Consider the following 19267-nt stretch of genomic DNA (forward strand, 5'->3'; position numbering starts at 1 on the left):
GAGGCATTTTCGTGCTGCACCAGAGTTCGAGCGATCCGACGGGTCCGAGCGACGGCGCGGGCGGAGCGGCACCGCCCGCGGTGGCCGGCGCCGGCGCAGCGCTCGCGGCCGGCGGCGACGACGCGGGCGGAGCGGCGCACGTAGCCGTGGGCGCAGGCGCGGGCGTGAGCGGCGCAGCGACGGTAGCGGCGGCCTGCGACGCGGTGGGCGCGGCGGCGGCCGGAGCGGGCGCGGGCGGCAGCGGCGCGACGGTCGCGGCGGCCTCCGACGTCGGCGCGGGCGTCAGCGGCGCAGCGACGGCAGCGGCGGTCGGTGACGCGGGCGACGCGCCACGCGACAGCGCGGGCTCGAGGCCGCGCGGGCCGTGGGCGACGGCGCTGGAGCAGCTCGCCCGCGCAAGCGAGCTGCTGTCCCTCGACGAGGGGATGCACGAGATGCTCCGCCTCCCGCGCCGCTCGATCGAGGTCGCGGTGCCGGTGCGGCTCGACGACGGCCGCGTGCGGACGTTCTCCGGCTATCGCGTCCAGCACAGCCTCACGCGCGGTCCCGGCAAGGGCGGCTTGCGGTACCACCCCGGCGTCACGCTCGACGAGGTGCGGGCGCTGGCGATGCTGATGACGTGGAAGTGCGCGCTCGTCGACATCCCGTTCGGCGGCGCGAAGGGCGGGATCACCTGCGACCCGAAGACGATGACCGTCCCGGAGCTGGAGCGGATGACGCGCCGCTACGCGAGCGAGATCGCCCCCTTGATCGGGCCCGACCGCGACATCATGGCGCCGGACATGAACACCGGCGAGCGCGAGATGGCGTGGATCATGGACACGTACTCGACCGCGCTCGGCTACACCGTCGGCCCGTCGGTAACCGGCAAGCCCGTGACCGTCGGCGGCTCGCCCCAACGCCGCGGCGCGACCGGTGCCGGGATGGCCGAGTGCGTCCGCCTCGCCAGCGACCACGCGAAGCTCGACGGCCCGGTGCGGATCGCGGTCGCCGGCTACGGCAACGTCGGCCGCACGACCGCCGAGCTGCTCACCGCCGACCCGCGCTTCGTGCTCGTCGGCCTCAGCGACGTCAGCGGCGCGCGCTACGCGCCCGATGGCCTGCCCGTCGCCGAGATCGGCGACGAGCTGGACGCCGGCCGCGACGTCGCCACCCTCTCCAGCGGCACGCCACTCGACCGTGACGCGCTCCTCACCTGCGCCTGCGACGTCCTCGTCCCGGCGTCGGTGCCGGCCGTGCTGCACGCCGGCAACGCCGGCGCGATCTCGGCGCGGATCGTCGTCGAGGGCGCCAACGGGCCGATCACCGGCGAGGCCGACGAGATCCTGACGCGCCGCGGCGTGACGGTCGTCCCCGACATCCTCGCCAACGCCGGCGGCGTGATCGTCAGCTACTTCGAGTGGGCCCAGGGCCTCCAGGCGATGCCGTGGACGCCCGCCTGGGTCTCCGAGCGAATGGTCGAGATGATGCGCGCCGCGTTCGCGGCGGTCGTCGCCGAGAGCGACCGGCGCGAGCTGACGCTGCGCGACGCGGCGCTCTGCCTCGGCGTGCAGCGCGTCGCCGACGCGCACACCGCGCGCGGCCTGTACCCCTGAGCGAGCGCGACCTTTGTCAGTTTGCACCCCTAGAGGGGGTGCAAACTGACGTACCTCGCGCGCGGGACGCGGCGGCGCGCGCTGCGCGGGGCGCTGGGCGGGCGGCGGCGCGTGGCGCGGCGGCGGCGCGGGCCGGCGGCGCGCGCTATGCGCCGTCGTCGTCCTTGCGCACGTGGCCGCCGAGGACATCGTCGAACTCCCGGGCGCGGGCGACGACGGGGACGAGCGCCCATGCTGTCCCGGCGACGGCGACGAGCGCGAGTGACAGCGGCGCGACGAGCACGATCGCGCCGATCGCGAGCGGCGCGGCGAGCTTGCCGGCGTTGCGCACCATGCTGTTGACGCCGATCAATCCCGCCCGGACCGCCGGGGGCGCCGCCTCGGTGACGATCGAGTTCTGCATCACCATCAGCCAGCCGTCGCCGACGCCGAACAGCACCGACGCCGCCAGCGCGAGCTGCCAGCTCGGGGCGATCGCGATCGCGACCAGCCCGGCGCCGCTCATCACGATCGCGGTCGCGAGCAGGCGCGAGGCCGGGACGCGGCGCAGGACACGCACCGCCTGCGTGCCCGAGACCGCCGCGACGAGCGACGCGACGCTGACGACCAGCGCGGCCTCCAGCGGCGAGGCACCACGCTCCTGGATCAGGAGCGTCGGCGCGTACGTCAGCAGCGCGAACTTGCACCAGAAGCGCAGGAAGCCGGCGATCAGCACGCCGCCCATCCCCGGCCCGCGCACCGCACCGGTCAGCACGCGCGCGTACGCGCGCGAGGACCCACCTGGCTCGTGCTCGTCGTCGAGCACGAGCGCCCCGCCGACCGCGAGCAGCAACAGGACGAACTGCGCGGCGAGCGGCGCTCTCCACGAGATCGCGAGCAGCGCCGCACCGATCAGCGGCATCGCGAACTCGCCGAGCGTCATCGCGACCTGCCGTGACGCCTGCGCGCGCAGCTGCTGCGCACCACGCAGCGCGTCGCCGATCAGCGTCACCGTCAGCGGCATCAGCGCGCCGAAGCCGATGCCCTGCACGAACCGCAGCGCGAGCAGCGTCTCGTAGTCCGGCGCCCACGCCTGCGCCCCGCCGGCGACGCTGAACAGCACCGCCGCGACGACGAAGACGCGCCGGCGGCCGAGCGTGTCGGCGAGCCAGCCGAGCGGTATCGCGAAGACGACCGCGGGCAGCATGTACGCCGCCGTGAAGAGCGCGAGCGCGGTGTCGGAGACCCCGAACTCCGTCTGCACGCTCGGCAGCGCCGCCGTCAGCCCCTGGACGCCGTAGAGGATGCCGACCGCCGCCGCGGTCGCGATCGCGAGCCGCGCGCGAACGCCCTGCATGCGCGCTCGCGCGCCATCGCCCGCCGCGTGCTCGTCGCGATGTTCCCCATTATTGGACATAGGATTTTGGATACTATCCCCCGAACCGCAGATCGACCGAGGAGTCTCCGTGGCACCACCCAGCCGAGCGTCGTCCGCCGAGTCCACCGTGCCGGCCGGAACCGGAGCCGCCTCGGGCGGAGCCGCGCCTGCGGGAGCCGGAGCCGCCTCGGGCGGAGCCGCGCCTGCGGGAACCGGAGCCGCCTCGGGCGGAGCCGCGCCTGCGGGGGCCGCAGCCGCCTCGGGCGGAGCCGCGCCTGCGGGAGCCGGAGCGCGCCCCGCGTGGCCGTGGAACGACGGGCCCGCGTCGCCCTGGATCGGCGGTCGCTTCGTCGCCGGCGCCGGCGCCACGATCGAGGACCGCTCGCCCGCGACCGGCGCGCTGCTCGCCGAGGTCCAGCTCGCCGACGCCGGCCAGGTCGACGAGGCCGTCGCCGCCGCGACCGCCGCTCAGCGCGAGTGGGCGCGCCGCTCGATCCGCGAGCGCGCCGAGCTGATCGAGCAGCTCGCCGACCGGCTGCTGGAGCGCAACGAGGACTTCGGCCTCACCGACGCGCGCGACACCGGCAGCCCGCTGACGGCGATGCGCAACGGCGCCAGAAAGGGCGCGCTCTACCTCAAGCAGCTCGCCGGCGCGGCGCTGGAGCTGCAGGGCCGCACCGTCCCCGCCTCGACCGGCGGCTGGCACGTCGTCAAGCCCGAGCCGTACGGGGTCGTCGGGGCGATCGCGGCGTTCAACCACCCCACCCTCTACGCATGCCTCAAGAGCGGCCCGGCGTTGATCGCGGGCAACGCCGTCGTGCTCAAGCCCGCCGAGCAGGCGCCGCTGACAGCACTGCTGTTCGCCTCGCTGACCGACGGTCTGCTGCCGCCCGGCCTGCTCGCCGTGCTGCCCGCCGCCGCCGAGGCGAGCGCCGCGATCACGACCCACCGCGACGTGCAGCGGATCTCGTTCACCGGCTCGGTCGAGGTCGCGCTCAAGATCCAGGAGGGGATCGCGCGCGCCGGCCGGATCAAGAGCGTCTCGCTGGAGCTGGGCGGCAAGAACCCGATCCTCGTCTTCCCCGACGCCGACCTCGACGAGGCCGCCGCGGCCGTCGTGCGCGGCATGAACTACACGCGCGTGCAGGGCCAGAGCTGCGGCTCGACCTCGCGCCTGCTCGCGCACGAGAGCCTCGTCGCGCCGCTGACCGAGCGGATCCTGGAGCGCGTCGAGAAGATCGCGATCGGCATGCCGGAGGACCCGGCGACCGAGATGGGCAGCCTGATCTCCCACGCCCACCGCGAGCGCGTGCTCGGCTTCGTCGCGCGCGCCGTCGCGGCCGGCGGCGAGCTGCTCGCCGGCGGCACGCCGCCCGAGGACCCCGCACTGGCCGCCGGCGCGTTCCTGAAGCCGACCGTGATCGGCGGCGTCCGCCCCGACATGGAGCTGGCCGCCGAGGAGGTCTACGGGCCGGTGCTCGCGATCATGAGCTGGCGCGAGGAGGCCGAGGCGATCGAGCTGGCGAACGCGACCGAGTACGGCCTGACCGCGAGCATCTGGACGCGCGACCTGTCGCGCGCGCTGCGAACGGCCGACGCGCTCGCGACCGGCTACATCTGGGTCAACGACGTCGAGACGCGCTACACCGGCGTGCCGTTCGGCGGCTGGAAGCAGTCGGGCGTCGGGACCGAGCAGGGCCTGCTCGCCGACATCATGCAGGCGACCCGCCCGAAGGCGATCAACATCGCGGTCAGCTGAGGCGGAGCGGCCGGCCGCGCGCGCCGGGCGCGCGCGAGCCGGCCGCCAGAGGCGCCCCGGCCGGGTCGGTCCCACCGACCCCGGCCGGGACCCGCTCACGCGCCGTGGCCGATGCTGCGCCAGCGCAGCGCGCGGCGCTCGACCGCCAGCGCGCCCGAGTAGAGCACGTAGCCCATCAGCAACGTCCAGACGATCGCGGCGAGCATCGCTCTCGTGTCGAGGATCGCCCCCGACTCGAGGATCAGCGCGCCGAGGTCGGACGCGATCAGCAGCAGCTCTGCGGTGACCGCGCCACGCATGCCGCGCGCGACGCCGGTCGCGACGCCCGAGGCGATGTGCGACGACGCCGACGGCAGCACGACCGCGCGCCACAGCGCGCGCCCTCTGAGCCCGAACGCGCGACCGGTCTCCATCAGGTCTCTCGGCACGTCGCGCACGCCGGTCGCGGTCGACATCACGATCACGAGCAGCACGTACGTGATGACGATGAAGACGCGGCCGCGGAAGTCGAGACCGGTGTAGACGCCGATCACCGGGATCAGCATCGTCACCGGCATCGCGTAGGCGGCGTCGATCAGCGGGTCGATCGTGTTGCGCGCCCACGGGAACAGCGCGATCGCGAGCCCGAGCGCGACGCCGAGCACGATCGAGATGCCGACGCCGGTGAAGACCGTCGTCAGCGTGCCGAGCGTCGCCTCGATCAGTCTGCCGCTCGTGATCCCGTCCCACATCGCCGGGAAGACGTCGCTCGGCGGCGGCGTCGCGAAGTGGTCGGGATCGGAGCCGTACCACTCCCACACGAGCAGCAGCACGACGATCGACATCGTCCGCAGCAGGATGCCCGTCAGCCGCTGGTTGTCGCCGACCCAGCCGCGCAGGCCGCGCCCCGCGCGAGTCGCACGCACGCTAGTCGCCATGTCGCACCTCCTTCGCCCACGGCATCAGCCGCTGCTCGGTCCAGCGGATCGACTGCGCCGACAGCGCGGCCAGCAGCGTGACGAGGATCACGAGCGCGAAGAACGGCGGCAGGTCGCGGTTCTGTCCGAGCCCCTCCAGCACAGCGCCGGTGCCGCGCGAGACCCACAGCTCCGCGAGCACCATGCCGGTGAACGCGTTCGCGATCCCGAGCCGCAGGCCCAGGAAGACGTACGGCAGCGACGCCGGCAGCACGACCGTGACGAACCGTCTCAGCGGCTTGACCGCGAACGCCCGCGCGGTGATCAGCAGCTGCTCGGACACCGCCCGTGCACCGGCTGCCGTGTTGACGATGATGAAGAAGACGGAGAAGAGGAAGACGACGGCGATGCGGAAGCGGAAGCCGACGTCGAGGATGATGATCAGCAGCGGCAGGATCGCCGCCAGCGAGGTCACGAACAGCCCGCGCACGTACATGCCGACGACGTGGTCGACGACGATCGAGCGGCCCATCGCGAGCCCGATCGGGATGCCGACCGCGGCCGCCAGCAGGAAGCCGATCAGCAGGTGCTCAAGCGACGCCAGCAGCGTCGGGATCCGCCCGTCCTCGACGATCTCGACGAAGCCGCCGGCGATGTCGCCCAGGCGCGGCAGGTAGAACGGCCCGGCCGCGATCGCCGCCAGCTCGTAGAGCAGCAGCAGCGCGCTCCAGACGATCGCGCGCTGGACCCACTTGTCGTCGGTCGCGCGGCGCAGCCGGGCGGTCACGTGACCGGCTCCTTGACCGCGGTCTGCTGCAGCAGCTCCCAGATCCGCCCCTTCAGCTCGGCGAACGCGGGCGCGGCGCGCCACGCGTCGCCGCGCGGGCGCGGCGCCTCGACCGGGATGTCGGCGACGATCCGGCCCGGCCGTGCCGACATCACGATCACGCGGTCGGCGAGGAAGATCGCCTCCTCGATGTCGTGCGTGATGAAGACGACGGTCTTCGAGTCCGCCTCCCAGATCCGCTCCAGCTCGCCCTGCAGCACGACGCGCGTCTGCGCGTCGAGCGCGCCGAACGGCTCGTCCATCAGCAGCATCTCGGGGTCGACCGCGAGCGCGCGGGCGAGCCCGACGCGCTGCTGCATCCCGCCCGAGAGCTGCGCCGGGTAGTACGTCGCGAACTGCTCCAGGTCGACCTTCGCCAGCCACTCCCCCGCACGCATCGTGCGCTCGGCCTTCGGGCGCCCGAGCGCCTCCAGGCCGAGCTCCACGTTGCGCGCGACGGTGCGCCACGGCATCAGGTTGTGGTGCTGGAAGACCATCCCGCGGTCGAGCGTCGGCTCTCTCACCGGCACGCCGCGCACCCGCACCTCGCCGGAGTCGGGCTGCTGCAGGCCGTGGATCAGCCGCAGCAGCGTCGACTTGCCGCACCCGCTCGGGCCGCAGATGACGACGAACTCGCCCTCGGCGACGTCGAGCGAGATGTCGTCGAGCGCGCGCAGCTCCTGCTGGTTGCGGCGGCGCTCGAGACGGAACGTCTTGGTGATGCGATCGATCTCCAGGAACACGGCGTACCGCCTAGCTGTTCAGCAGCTCCGCCGCCCGCTCCAGCGGCCGGCGGTCGATCACGTCGTCGACCTTGAGGTCCTTTCTGATCAGACCCTCCTGGCGGCCGAGGTCGATCATGAACTCGATCCGCTCGTCGCTCATCGCGTCGGCGGGGTCGGTCGGCCAGAAGGAGTAGTCGGTGATGAGCGGCCAGATCTCTCTCATCTCTCTCTCCTCCGGCGGCTCCTCGACGAACTCCTTGACGGCCGCGTCCCAGACCGCGTAGTCCGCCTGCATTCTGCGGCTCTGAGCGATCGTCGCGGCGGTGATCGCGGCAGCCGTCTCGATGTTCTCGTCGAGCCAGTCGGTGCGCGCGGAGAACGTCTCCTTGAGGAAGTTCGGCGACGTCTTCCACAGCTCGCCGACGTAGTTGATTCTGCCCTCGGACTCGGGGATCGACTTCGCCTGCGGAAGGTGGATGATCGTCGCGTCGCAGTCGCCGTTGGCGAGCGCGCTGGTGCGCTCGCCGGAGGACTCGACGACGATCTTTCTCGGCAGGTCGGCGACGAGGAAGCCGGCTCTGGCGCCGATCAGGATCGCGTCGAGGATCGTCGTGCCGGCGCCGCCGAGCGAGTCGGTCGCGACGACGCAGTCCATCAGCTGGTCGATTCTCGTGATGTCGCCGCGCGCGGCGATGACGAAGTCGTCGCCGAGCATGAACGGGGCGAACAGCTTGAACGGGAGGCCGCGCTCGAGCAGCAGCAGCTGCGCCATCGTCGACTGGCCGACGACGCCGAGCTTGCCCGACAGCGCCGACTGCGTCACCGTCGTCGACGAGTCGAAGATCGTGAAGTCGTCTCTGGTCGCGGCGAGGCCGAACTCTCTGCCGCCCAGGATCGGGCCGGCGAGGACCGTCACGTACGACGCCTGCGGAGAGGACGAGAGACCGAACCGCGGCGTGCTGACACCGCCGCCTCCGCCGCCGTCTCTCGACGTGCTCGCGGACGAGCCGCCGCCGTCGTCGTCGCTGCCGCACGCCGTGAGCACGGCGGGCAGCGAGGCGAGGCCGAGTCCGCCGAGGGCGGCCCGTCCAGAGGTGGACATGAACTGCCGGCGACTGATGTCACGCATGGCATCTCCCATCAGGTGTGCATGGACGCGAAACTGCTTCCCGACCTCCTGGCGGCGGATACCGTATCCAATATGTTCTGGCGCGTGGGAGTTTTTCAGTAGGCGCGTCAGCGTGCTGTCAGCGGGTCGCGCTCGGCGCGCTCAGCGGGTCCGTCGGCGCCCGCGCAGAGCGCGCGTCAGCGCGACAGATCGCGCGAGCAGATCACGTCCACGAGCAGCGGCCGGCGCTCGTCGCGGACGCGCCGCGCGGCGTCTTCGAGCACGCCGTCGAGCGCGGCCGGATCCTCGACCGGGCCGATCGCCTCGACGCCCTGCGCGCGGGCGAGCGAGGCGAAGTCGATGTGCGGCTGCTCGATCCGGATCCCCTCCGGCGGCACCTCGATCGGACGCCCGCGCGCGTGCGCGATCTCCAGCTGGTGCGTCTCATCGCGGCCGTACGTGCGGTTGTTGTGCACGACGATCAGCAGCGGCAGCCTGTGGTGCGCGGCGGTCCAGAGCGCCTGCGGCGTGTACATCATGTCGCCGTCGGACTGGACGTCGAGGACGAGCAGGTCGTCGTTGTCGCGCTGCGCGAGCGCGGCACCGATCGACGCCGGCAGGCCGTAGCCGAGCCCTTCGCCGCCGGAGCGGCCGAGGTAGGTCGTCTCGTCGCGCAGCGGCCACAGCCGCCGCGGCCAGCCGCCCAGCAGGCCATTGGCGAGCTGCCAGCCGTCCTCCCCCAGCACGTCGCCGAGGACCGCCGCGAGGTGAGCCGGCGCGATCGGCCGCTCGGCCGCCTGCGAAGCGGCGCGCTCTCGGTGGCCGGCGCGCTCGGCCGCGTGCGCGGCGGCGTGGCGCTCGGCGCGCTCGCGGGCCGCGGCGGGCGGAGCGATGCGCGCCGCGTCCGCACCGGCGCCGCCGGCAGCGGCGTTGGCGGCAGCGACGTCAGCTGCGCGCGCCTCCAGCTCCTCCACCAGCTCCCCCAGCAACGTCGCCGGCTCGGCGACGATCGGCTCGACGTCGCCCGCGAGCGCCTCGAACTGGACGAAGCCGCGGTGGCGCAGCTCAGTCAGGCCGATCGCGACGACGCGCGTGCCGGGCGCCAGCAGGCTGCGCGTCGAGCGGTCTTTCAGATCGACGGTCGTCAGCCCCCACGTCACGTCGCGCAGCTCGATCGCGAGCACGAGGTCGGCGGCGCCGAGCACGTCCGCCGCGGCGGACGTGCGGTCGGCCGGATGCTCGGCCGGGAACGAGCGGCCGCCGAGGTCGACGACCGCCGCGCCGGTCCGCTCCGCCAGCGCGACGAGCGCCGCGGCGCAGCCGGGCGTGCCGCGGTCGACGAGCAGGACCGGGTCCGACGCCGCCGCCAGTGCGGCGGCCAGCTCGGCCACGACCGCGCGCGGCGCGGTCACGGGCGGCGGCCGGTGGCGGGGCGCGCTCGGCACCGGCATGTGCGACGCGTCGGCCTCCTGCAGCAGGATGTCCAGCGCGACGTAGACCGGCCCCATCGGCGGCGTCGTCGCGATCCGCCACGCGCGCTCCAGCGACAGCGGGATCGCCTCGACGCTCGCCGGCTCGTCGTCCCACTTGACGACGTCGCGGATCACGGCCGACTCCGGGCTGCCGCTGTGGATCCAGTCGATCCACGGCCGCCGCCGCGCGACGTCGCGCGGCCCCGACCCGCCGATCACGAGCATCGGGACCGCGTCGACGTAGGCGTTGAACAACGCCATCGTCGCGTGCTGGAGACCGACCTGGTCGTGCACGAAGACCGCCATCGGCCTCCCCGCCGACTTCGCGTAGCCGTGCGCGAGCGCGACGGCGATCTCCTCGTGCAACGCCACGATCAGCTCCGGCGCGTCCGCGACCGCGAGCGAGTCGTGCAGGGCGCGGAACGTCGCGCCCGGGTTCAGCACGACGTGGTCGATCCCCGCCGCCCGCAGGAACTCGACGACGACGTCGGAGCCGTACCGTGGCGTTGTCATGCGGCTAGGCGCTGGCGACGGCGGCCGGCCGCAGCTTCGGCAGGACCTCCTTGCCGAGCAGCTCGATCTGCTCGTAGAAGCGGTCGAACTTGAAGCGGAAGTCGAACACGAGGTGCTCGCAGCCCGCCTCCTGGAACTTCCGCACCTCGTTGACGACGTCGTCGGGGTCGCCGGCGATCAGCGTGCCCTCGAGGTCGTCCTGCGTCTCGAATCTGCCCGACGGCGGCTTGACCCAGTACTTCGCGTTGTTCGCCCACGCCAGCAGGCCGGGGATGTTGACGTCCTTGTACGCCTGCTCTCTCGACTCCTCGACGGAGGTCGGAGGGATCACGGCGATCGTCGGCAGCGAGCGTCCCTGCTCGTCGCACATCTCCTGCATCTTCGCGATCCGCGCCTTGAACGTCGGCATCGAGATGCGGCCCGGCATCCAGCCGTCGCAGTACTCGACCGCGTAGCGGGCCGACGCCGGCGTCGCGCCGCAGTACCAGAACGGCACCTTGCCGCCGACCGGCTTGGGCTCGATCGTGATGTCGTCGAACTGGTAGTAGTCGTCCTTGTAGGAGACGGCGTTCTCGGTCCAGACCTTCTCGAGGATCTTGGCGTTGCTGCGGACGAGGTTCCAGCGCTTGATCTCGGGGTCGATGCCGACCGCCGCGAACTCGTGGTCGAACGTGCCGGCGCCGTAGCCGAGGATCATCCGCGGGCCGACCAGCTGCGTGATCGTCGCGACCGACAGCGCGACCTCGAGCGGGTGGCGGAACGGGATCAGCGAGCCGGTTCCGAGCTCGATTCTTCTCGTCACCGCGCCGATCGCGGTCAGCGTGATGAGCGCGTCGTAGAAGTTGCGGTTCGCCTTCTCCATCTCGCCGTGCGGCTCGAACACGAGGTGGTCGCGGACCCACACCGAGTCGAAGCCGAAGCTCTCGGCGAGCTTGGACCCGTCGAGCAGACGATCCTTGTCGGCGTACTCGCCGAAGTGGGGCAGCAGCAGCCCGAATCTCATTGCCATCAGTGTCGTTTCCTTCTCAGCTCGCGGCTGCGACGGGGACGTTCGTGGGGGTGACCTTGCGGCCGAAGCCCGGCTGGCCGGAGACGACGCCGTCGGCGTAGATCTCGGTGCCGCGCAGGACCGTGCGCTCGACCGAGACGCCGACCGTGCGGCCGTCGTACGGCGTCCAGCCGCAGCGCGAGAGGTCGGCGTCGTTGGTGATCGTCCACGACTTGTCGAGGTCGACGATCGCGAGGTCGGCGTCGAGGCCCACGGCGATGCCGCCCTTGAGGCCGGCGAGGCCGAAGACCTCGGCCGGGCGCGTCGCGGTCAGCTCGACGGCGCGCTCGAGCGTCAGGCGGCCCTGGTTGACCGCTTCGAGCAGCAGCGGCAGCTGGTACTGGATGCCGGGCGTGCCGGTGTGCGCCTTCCACATCTCGGTCCAGCCGACCTCCTTCTCCTCTCTCGTGTGCGGCCCGTGGTCGGAGGAGAGCATGTCGATCGTGCCGTCGACGAGGCCTTCCCAGACGGCCGCCTGCGCGTCCTCGGGCAGCCAGTAGGAGAGCGCGTACGGGCCGAGCTCCTCGACGTCGGACCACTTGCCGAGGAAGAGGGTCCAGTGGTTGACCTCGCACGTGACCTTGATCCCGCGCGCCTTCGCGCGGCGGACCGCGTCGACCGAGCGGCGCGTCTGCATGTGCATGAGGTGGATGTGGCAGTCGGCCGCCTCGGCGAGGCGGATCAGGACGTCGACCGCCGTGTCCCAGATGACGCCCTCGCGCGCGGCGTACGCCTTCGCGTACCCGGCCGGCGTGTTCTCGCCCCCGCCGATGATCTCGCCCTCGATGTAGTCCATCAGGGCCTGGTCGTGCGGGTGGATCATGAACGGCAGGCCGGTCGGGCGGATCGTGTCCATCATCCGCAGCAGGTCGCCGTGGTTGTGCATCCCGGTGCCGGCAGGGTGCGGGTACGTGCGACCCGTGTCGACGACCATGAAGACCTTGTAGGCGCAGATGCCTCTGTCGGCCATCCCGGCGATCTCTTCGACGACGGTCGCGGCCGGGTTGTGGTTGTAGTCGACGATCGATCTCGCCGCGTACAGCTCGAAGACCTCGTCGAGCAGCTTCGCGGTCACCGTCGGCGGGGTCAGGTTCGGCATGCCGAAGATCGTCGTCACGCCGCCGGCCGCCGCGGCCTGGCCGGTCGTGATGATGTCTTCCTTGTGCGTGAAGCCGGGCTCGCGCGTGTGGACGTGCGGGTCGACCATGCCCGGCAGCACGACCTTGCCGGTCGCGTCGATCGTGCGACCGACGTCGGAGACCTCGACCGACGGGGCGACGACGCCCGTGATCTTTCCGTCCGTGATCAGGACGTCGGCGCGGCGCGTGCCGTCGGGCGTGACGACGTCCCCCCCGCTGATGCGCAGATCGGTGCCCATGTTCAGTTCTCCTCCCGGAGCTCGATGACGTCGCCGGTCGCGTCGCCCGTGCGGACGACGACGCCGGAATTGCGAAGGTGGGTGTCGAACCAGTCGACGATCAGCGGCGTGACCGTCGTCCAGTAGCGGTCGTACGCGGCGTAGTGCGTCGTGTGGCGCTGCATCACGAGCCGGCGCGGACCCTGCGCGGCCTCGTAGAGCGCGACCGCGTGGTCGGTCGGGGTCGTCGCGTCGCCCTCGACGCCGATCACGAGCAGCGGCGTCGTCAGCTGACGCGCGGCGTCGATCGGCCGGTACTCCATGATCTCGTCGGCGGCGGCGAGCGAGACCGAGTTGGGGATGCGGTCGTCGACGTCGGCCTTGACTCTGGTCGTGCGCCGCTCGGCGGTCGGGACCATGATCTCCTCGCGCGGGTGGACGCGGCGGCCCTCGCCGGTCGCGGCGCGCAGCTTGCGGTCCTCGTCGAGGCTCGCGAGGAAGGCGAGCCAGTCGGACTCCGAGCGCATGCGGTGCAGCCAGTCGCGGCCGTCGGCGACGGGCACCTGGCTGACGGCGCAGCGGACGCGCTCGTCGACGTGCGCGAGCAGGACGGCGTTGCCGCCGCCGGTGCCGCCCGTGCCGAAGACGCCGATCGCGTCGGCGTCGACGTCCTCGCGCGTCTCGAGGTAGCTGACCGCGGCGCGCAGGTCGGCGAGCTGGACGGCCGGCGACAGCTCTCTCGCGCCCTCGGAGTCGCCGAAGCCGCGGTAGTCGAAGACGAGCACGGCGTAGCCGGCGTCGGTGAGCGCCTCGTGGTAGCGCACGTAGAGCTTGGCGTCCTTGAGCCCCAGCCAGCCGGGCCCCTGGACGATCGCGCGCATCGGCGCGATCGGCTTGTCAGGGGTCCGCCAGAGGGCGCTGATCCGCTCCCCTCCGCTGAAGAACTCCACCGGCGTCGTGTGCATCCGTCTCCTCGATCGCTGTCGCGAATGGGCGGCGTCTCGGCGCCCGTGTCGGCTCCAGGATATCGGATACAATGTGCGAGTCAACCGGAACTTCACGCGAGGAGACACGTGCGCTACGGATACAAGGCATCGGCTGAGCAGTTCGGCTCACGACGGCTCGCCGACCTCTCATTCGAAGCCGAGCGGCTCGGACTCGACACCGTCACGGTCTCCGACCACTTCCAGCCGTGGCGCCACCACGGCGGCCACGCCCCCAACGCACTGACCTGGCTCGGCGCCGCGGCGCAGGGACTCGACGGCGCGTTGCTGGGGACGAGCGTACTGACCCCGACCATGCGCTACCACCCGTCGATCGTCGCGCAGGCGTTCGCGACCGCCTCCCAGCTCGCGCGCGGGCCCGTGTTCCTGGGCATCGGGACCGGCGAGGCGATGAACGAGGTCCCCGCGACCGGCATGGAGTGGCCCGGCGCGAGAGAGCGCCGGCTGCGGATGGCCGAGTCGATCGAGCTGATCCGCAAGCTGTGGACCGAGGAGCGCGTCGACTTCGACGGCGACTACTACAGAACCGTCCGCGCGACGATCTACGAGCGGCCCGAGCAGGCGATCCCGATCTACGTCGCCGCCGCCGGCCCGCTCGCCGCGAGACTCGTCGGCCGCGTCGCCGACGGCTTCATCTGCACCAGCGGCAAGAGAACCGACCTCTACACCAGCCTGCTGGAGAACATCGAGCTGGGCGCGCAGACGGCCGGCCGCGACGCGAGCACGATCAACAAGATGATCGAGATCAAGGTCTCCTACGACACCGACCTCGACCTCGCCGAGAGCGCCTGCCACTGGTGGGGCGCGCTCGCGCTCACGCCCGAGGAGAAGATGTCGACGGACGACCCGCTGGAGCTGGAGCGGCTCGCCGACGCCCACCCCGAGCGCGCCAGAAGCCGCTTCATCGTGTCCACAGACCCCGACGAGGTCGTCGAGCGCGTCGCGCCCTACGTCGAGCTGGGCTTCACCGAGCTGGTCTTCCACGGACCCGGCGAGGACCAGGAGCGCTTCCTCAAGCTGTTCACGCGCGACGTGCTCCCGCGCCTGCGGTCGCGCTTCGGCTGACCGCACAAATAGGCGCGCCGATTGATGCCATCGGTCCAAAGACCGCCGCGCGCTCCCGATCGATACTCGTCGCTGTCTCGCGTGAGCACGGTCGAACGGAGAGCGCATGGCGGTAGAGGACGTGGTGGACAGCGGGTTGGTCGGCGCGCGGGTGCCGCGGCTGGAGGACCCCCGGCTGCTGGTCGGCCGGGGCCAGTACCTCGACGACATGGTCGTCCCCGGGATGCTCGAAGCCGCCGTCCTGCGCAGCCCGTTCGCGCACGCGCGGATCGTCTCGATCGACGCGAGCGCTGCGCGTGAGCTGCCCGGCGTCTTCGACGTGCTCGTCGGCGAGGACCTCGTCGACCTCGTCGAGCCGCAGCCGGTCATCTACCGGCTGCTGCCCGACCAGCCCGAGAACCCGGTGCGCGCGCTCGCCGTCGACCGCGTCCGCTGGGTCGGCCAGCCGGTCGCCGCGGTCGTCGCGACCGACCGCTACGTCGCCGAGGACGCGCTCGCGCTGATCGACGTCGACTACGACCCGCTGCCGGTCGTGCCCGACCTCGCGGCGGCGCTCGCGGCGGACGCACCGAAGCTGTACGACGAGCTGGACTCCAACGTCGTCGGCTCGATGGGCTTCGGCGAGGGCGACGTCGACGGCGCGATCGCGGGCGCCGCCGCGGTCGTCAGAGAGCGGCTGAGACTCGCCCGCATCGCCGGCCTGCCGCTGGAGACGCGCGGCTGCATCGCATCGTGGGACCGCTACACCGACGCGCTCGACGTGTGGCTCTCGACGCAGTCGCCGAACCTCGCGCGCGACCTGCTCGGCGAGACGCTGAGAATCCCGATCCACCGCATCCGCGTGCGCGTGCCCGACGTCGGCGGCGGCTTCGGCAACAAGTTCGACTTCTACGGCGAGGAGATCGTCGCCGCGATCCTCTCGCGCCGCACGGGCCGGCCGGTGAAGCTGATCGAGGACCGGATCGAGAGCTTCACGGCGACCTCCCAGTCGCGCGACGTCGAGATCGACGTGACGATCGCCGCCGCCGACGACGGCGCGATCCTCGCACTGCGCGCCGACGTCGTCTGCGTGCTCGGCGGCGCGATGGGGACGGTCGGCGTCGGCCCCGCGTGGCTGACGACGACGATGCTGACCGGGCCGTACCGGATCCCCGCGGTCGACGTGAGGCTGACCGGCGTGCTGACCAACCGCGCGCCGATGGGCTCCTACCGCGGCTGGGGCCAGCCGGAGGCGAACTTCGTCTACGAGCGGATGGTCGAGCTGGTCGCGCGCGAGCTGAAGCTCGACCGCAACGCCGTCCGCCGCCGCAATTTCCCCGCGCCGGACGACTTCCCCTTCCCCACCGGCGTCGTCTTCACCTACGACAGCGGCCGCTACGACGACTGCCTCGACCTCTGCCTCGACCGCATCGCCGAGCGCGGCTGGGCGGCGCGGCAGGAGCAGGCGCGCGCCGAGGGGCGCAGCGTCGGGATCGGCTACTCGTTCCACGTCGAGGCGACCGCCTTCGGGCCGAGCCGGATCCTCAACCTCGTCGGGCTCCAGCACTCCGGCTTCGACGAGGCCGTCGTGCGGATGGACTCGACCGGCCGTGTGACGGCGTTCACCGGCCAGGCGCCGATGGGCCAGGGGATCGAGACGGCGCTGACGCAGATCACCGCGCAGACGATGGGCGTGCCGCTTGAGGACGTGACCGTCGAGTGGGGCGACACGACCAGCTGCCCGTACACCGGCTACGGCACCGGCGCCAGTCGCGGCGCGGCGATGGGCGGCGGGACGCTGATGCGCGCCGCCGAGCAGCTCGTCTCCAAGCTCAAGCGGATCGCCGCGCACATGCTCGAAGCGGCGCCCGAGGATCTCGACGTCGCCGACGGGAAGATCTCCGTCCGCGGTGTGCCCGGCCGCTCGATCAGCTACGCCGAGATCGGCCGCGCCGCCTACCGCCGGCTGCTCGACGGCATGCCCGAGGACGAGGACGCGACGCTGGAGGCGCGCTACGTCTTCGACCCCGAGAACCTCGCCTGGTCCTACGGCTGCACCGGCGCGCTCGTCGAAGTCGACCGCGAGACCGGCGTCACGCGGATCCTCGACTACGTCGTCGCGCACGACTGCGGGACCGTCATCAACCCGACGATCGTCGACGGGCAGATCCACGGCGGCGCCGCGCAGGGGATCGGCGAGGCGCTGTACGAGGAGCTGGTCTACGACGACCAGGCGCAGCTGACGACGACGACGTTCGCCGACTACCTGCTGCCGACGTTCGGCGAGCTGCCGCGCTTCTCGCTCGCGCACCAGTCGACCCCGGCGCCGCACATCCCGGGCGGGATGAAGGGGATGGGCGAGGCCGGCACGATCGGCGCGCCCGCCGCCGTCGCGAACGCCGTCGACGACGCGCTCGCCGACCTCGGCGTGACGATCGCCGCTGTCCCGATCACCCCGCCGCGCCTGCTTGCGGCGATCCGCTCCGCCGGCGCCGGCCGGCCCCAGGAGGCCTGACGTGAAGCCCGCACCGTTCGATTACGTGCGCCCCGCCTCGGTCGGGGACGCGATCGCCGCACTGGCCGCCGACGAGGACGCGAAGCCGATCGCCGGCGGCCAGAGCCTGATGCCGATGCTGAACATGCGGCTCGCGCAGCCGACGACGCTGGTCGACCTCAACGCGCTGCCGGAGCTGAGCTACGTGCGCCGCGAGGGCGGTCATCTCGTCGTCGGCGGGATGACGCGCCAGCGGCTGCTGGAGCAGGACCCGGCCGCGCGCGACGCGCTGCCGTTCCTCGCCGACGTGCTCGGCCACGTCGGCCACGTCGCGATCCGCAACCGCGGGACGGTCGGCGGCAGCATCGCGCACGCCGACCCGGCCGCCGAGCTGCCGCTCGTCGCCGTCGCGCTCGACGCCGAGCTGGTCGCGCAGGGTCCGGGCGGCCGCCGCACGATCGCCGCCGCCGACTTCTTCCGGATGTTCCTGACGACAGCGCTGGAGCCCGGCGAACTGCTCGTCGAGGTCCGCCTCCCGACCGCCGCCGGCGGCTGGACCGCCGGCTTCGAGGAGCTGAGCCGCCGCCACGGCGACTTCGCGATCGTCTCGGTGCTGGCGCTGGTGGACGTGGACGGTGACGGCCGTGCGAGCGCTGCGCGGATCGCGATCGGCGGCGCCAACCCGGTCCCGCTGCGCGCCCACGCGGCGGAGGAGCTGCTGGTCGGCCGGCCGCTCGACGCCTCCGCGATCGCCGCGGCGTCTGCGAGCGCCGCGGTGGCCGTCGAGCCGACGTGGGACGTCCACGGATCGGCGGAGTACCGCCGCGAGATGACCGCCGTCCTGGTCGGCCGCGCGCTGAGCCAGGTCGCCGAGGGAAAGAGGAGCCGATGAGCAAGGTCGAGGTCACGCTGCGCGTCAACGGGCGCGTCTACGAGGACGTCTGCGAGCCGCGCCGCACGCTGGCGGACTTCCTGCGCCGCAACTGCGGCCTGACCGGCACCCATCTCGGCTGCGAGCACGGCGTCTGCGGCGCCTGCACGGTGCGGCTGAACGGTGACACCGTCCGCTCGTGCCTGATGCTCGCGGTCCAGGCGCAGGACGCCGAGATCACGACGGTCGAGGGACTCGCCGCGGCAGACGGCTCGCTGTCGCCGTTGCAGGAGGCGTTCCACGAGCACCACGGGCTGCAGTGCGGCTTCTGCACGCCGGGGATGTTGCTGGCCGCCCAGGAGCTGTTGGAGCAGAGCCCCGACCCCTCCGAGGAGGAGATCCGCGCGTCGCTGTCGGGCAACCTCTGCCGCTGCACGGGCTACGAGTTCATCGTCGACGCGGTGCGCGACGCGGCGGGGCGGCTCGGTGCGGATGCCACTGCTCCGGCGGAGGTCCGCTCGTGAGAATCGTCGATTCGTTCGAGGTCGACGCCGCGGTCGACGCGACCTGGGCGCTGCTGATGGACGTCCCGCGCGTGGTCCCCTGCATGCCCGGCGCGACGCTCGTCGAGACGGTCGGTGACGACGCCTGGAAGGCGCAGGTGCGCGTGAAGCTGGGACCGCTGAGCCTCAGATTCGACGCCGACGTGACCCGCTCCGACGTCGATGCCGACGCGCACCGGATGGTCTTGGGCGCGACCGCCCGCGAGGCCCGCGGCCGCGGGCGCGCCCAGGCGACGATCGCCTCCGCGCTCGTCCCGCTCGACGGCGACCGCACGCGCGTGGAGTTGGAGACCGACGTCACGCTCGCCGGCGCGATCGCGCAGTACGGCCGCGGCGTCGTCGACGATGTCGCCAGCCACCTCGTGAAGGAGTTCGCCGCGAACCTGCGCGGGCAGCTCGGGGCAGAGACGGCAGCGGCGGAGGGCGCGGCGCCGGCGCCCCCGACGGCTCCAGAGGGCGCGGCCGCGCCGGCTCAGCCGGCCGCGGCGGCCCCGGCCGCCTCATCCCTCTCCGGCGGCCGGATCCTCTGGCTCGCGCTGCGCGGGTGGCTGCGCCGCACGTTCCGCCGCGGCGAGCCCGCCTGAGCGAGCCGCCGCGCGCGACCTGCGTCAGTTTGATGCCCCTATAGGGCACCA

At 72.6% G+C, this 19267-nt stretch carries 16 protein-coding genes; 7 read left to right on the forward strand and 9 right to left on the reverse strand.

Going from position 1 to position 19267, the window contains the following annotated elements; genetic code table 11:
• Window positions 1–11 precede the first annotated feature (11 nt).
• Window positions 12–1595 carry a Glu/Leu/Phe/Val family dehydrogenase gene (locus tag CWOE_RS20525; protein ID WP_012935557.1) on the forward strand — a complete coding sequence of 528 codons (1584 nt, stop codon included), beginning with the start codon at window positions 12–14 and terminating at the stop codon, window positions 1593–1595.
• 145 nt (window positions 1596–1740) lie between these two features.
• Here the strand turns inward: CWOE_RS20525 and CWOE_RS20530 are convergent, their stop codons facing one another.
• Window positions 1741–2931 (reverse strand): MFS transporter, encoded by a 1191-nt coding sequence (locus tag CWOE_RS20530; RefSeq protein ID WP_012935558.1) that lies wholly within the window; start codon window positions 2929–2931, stop codon window positions 1741–1743.
• A gap of 109 nt (window positions 2932–3040) precedes the next feature.
• Here CWOE_RS20530 and CWOE_RS20535 point away from each other — a divergent pair, with 109 nt between their 5' ends.
• The gene (locus CWOE_RS20535; RefSeq protein ID WP_012935559.1) at window positions 3041–4711 is read left to right on the forward strand and encodes an aldehyde dehydrogenase family protein; all 1671 of its coding nucleotides are present in this window, start codon (window positions 3041–3043) and stop codon (window positions 4709–4711) included.
• A 95-nt stretch (window positions 4712–4806) separates the two neighbouring features.
• On the opposite strand, the gene CWOE_RS20540 is transcribed toward CWOE_RS20535, so the two are convergent.
• The 8 genes from CWOE_RS20540 to CWOE_RS20575 all read right to left on the reverse strand — a co-directional run bounded on the left by CWOE_RS20540 (window position 4807) and on the right by CWOE_RS20575 (window position 13621).
• Window positions 4807–5628, reverse strand: a complete 822-nt coding sequence (locus CWOE_RS20540) for an ABC transporter permease (RefSeq protein WP_012935560.1) — start codon at window positions 5626–5628, stop codon at window positions 4807–4809.
• A complete protein-coding gene (locus CWOE_RS20545) occupies window positions 5618–6394 on the reverse strand; it encodes an ABC transporter permease (protein ID WP_012935561.1) in 777 nt (258 codons plus the stop codon). The genes CWOE_RS20540 and CWOE_RS20545 overlap by 11 nt, the downstream gene beginning before the upstream one ends.
• On the reverse strand, window positions 6391–7176 hold the full coding sequence (locus CWOE_RS20550; protein ID WP_012935562.1) for an ABC transporter ATP-binding protein: 786 nt from the start codon (window positions 7174–7176) through the stop codon (window positions 6391–6393). Before CWOE_RS20550 ends, CWOE_RS20545 begins: the two co-directional genes overlap by 4 nt.
• A gap of 10 nt (window positions 7177–7186) precedes the next feature.
• On the reverse strand, window positions 7187–8287 hold the full coding sequence (locus CWOE_RS20555) for an ABC transporter substrate-binding protein (RefSeq protein WP_012935563.1): 1101 nt from the start codon (window positions 8285–8287) through the stop codon (window positions 7187–7189).
• Between the two features lie 176 nt (window positions 8288–8463).
• A complete protein-coding gene (locus tag CWOE_RS20560; RefSeq protein ID WP_012935564.1) occupies window positions 8464–10251 on the reverse strand; it encodes a thiamine pyrophosphate-binding protein in 1788 nt (595 codons plus the stop codon).
• A gap of 4 nt (window positions 10252–10255) precedes the next feature.
• Window positions 10256–11260, reverse strand: coding sequence for an LLM class flavin-dependent oxidoreductase (locus CWOE_RS20565; RefSeq protein ID WP_012935565.1), 1005 nt, complete (start codon window positions 11258–11260; stop codon window positions 10256–10258).
• A 16-nt stretch (window positions 11261–11276) separates the two neighbouring features.
• Window positions 11277–12677 carry a dihydroorotase gene (locus CWOE_RS20570; protein WP_012935566.1) on the reverse strand — a complete coding sequence of 467 codons (1401 nt, stop codon included), beginning with the start codon at window positions 12675–12677 and terminating at the stop codon, window positions 11277–11279.
• Between the two features lie 2 nt (window positions 12678–12679).
• Entirely contained in the window at window positions 12680–13621 is a 942-nt protein-coding gene (locus tag CWOE_RS20575; protein WP_012935567.1) for an alpha/beta hydrolase, read from the reverse strand.
• 108 nt (window positions 13622–13729) lie between these two features.
• On the opposite strand from CWOE_RS20575, the gene CWOE_RS20580 reads away from it, so the two are divergent.
• From CWOE_RS20580 to CWOE_RS20600, 5 genes are all read left to right on the forward strand, one after another.
• Window positions 13730–14725 carry a TIGR03557 family F420-dependent LLM class oxidoreductase gene (locus CWOE_RS20580; protein ID WP_012935568.1) on the forward strand — a complete coding sequence of 332 codons (996 nt, stop codon included), beginning with the start codon at window positions 13730–13732 and terminating at the stop codon, window positions 14723–14725.
• A gap of 106 nt (window positions 14726–14831) precedes the next feature.
• Window positions 14832–17219 (forward strand): xanthine dehydrogenase family protein molybdopterin-binding subunit, encoded by a 2388-nt coding sequence (locus CWOE_RS20585; RefSeq protein WP_012935569.1) that lies wholly within the window; start codon window positions 14832–14834, stop codon window positions 17217–17219.
• Window position 17220: 1 nt separating this feature from the next.
• Window positions 17221–18090: an FAD binding domain-containing protein gene (locus CWOE_RS20590; RefSeq protein ID WP_012935570.1), complete on the forward strand. Its 870-nt coding sequence runs from the start codon at window positions 17221–17223 to the stop codon at window positions 18088–18090.
• On the forward strand, window positions 18087–18593 hold the full coding sequence (locus CWOE_RS20595; protein ID WP_012935571.1) for a (2Fe-2S)-binding protein: 507 nt from the start codon (window positions 18087–18089) through the stop codon (window positions 18591–18593). Before CWOE_RS20590 ends, CWOE_RS20595 begins: the two co-directional genes overlap by 4 nt.
• Complete coding sequence (locus CWOE_RS20600) at window positions 18590–19216, forward strand: SRPBCC family protein (RefSeq protein WP_012935572.1); 627 nt, start codon at window positions 18590–18592, stop codon at window positions 19214–19216. Before CWOE_RS20595 ends, CWOE_RS20600 begins: the two co-directional genes overlap by 4 nt.
• Window positions 19217–19267 lie beyond the last annotated feature (51 nt).

This window comes from Conexibacter woesei DSM 14684 (assembly GCF_000025265.1).
Lineage (GTDB): Bacteria > Actinomycetota > Thermoleophilia > Solirubrobacterales > Solirubrobacteraceae > Conexibacter > Conexibacter woesei.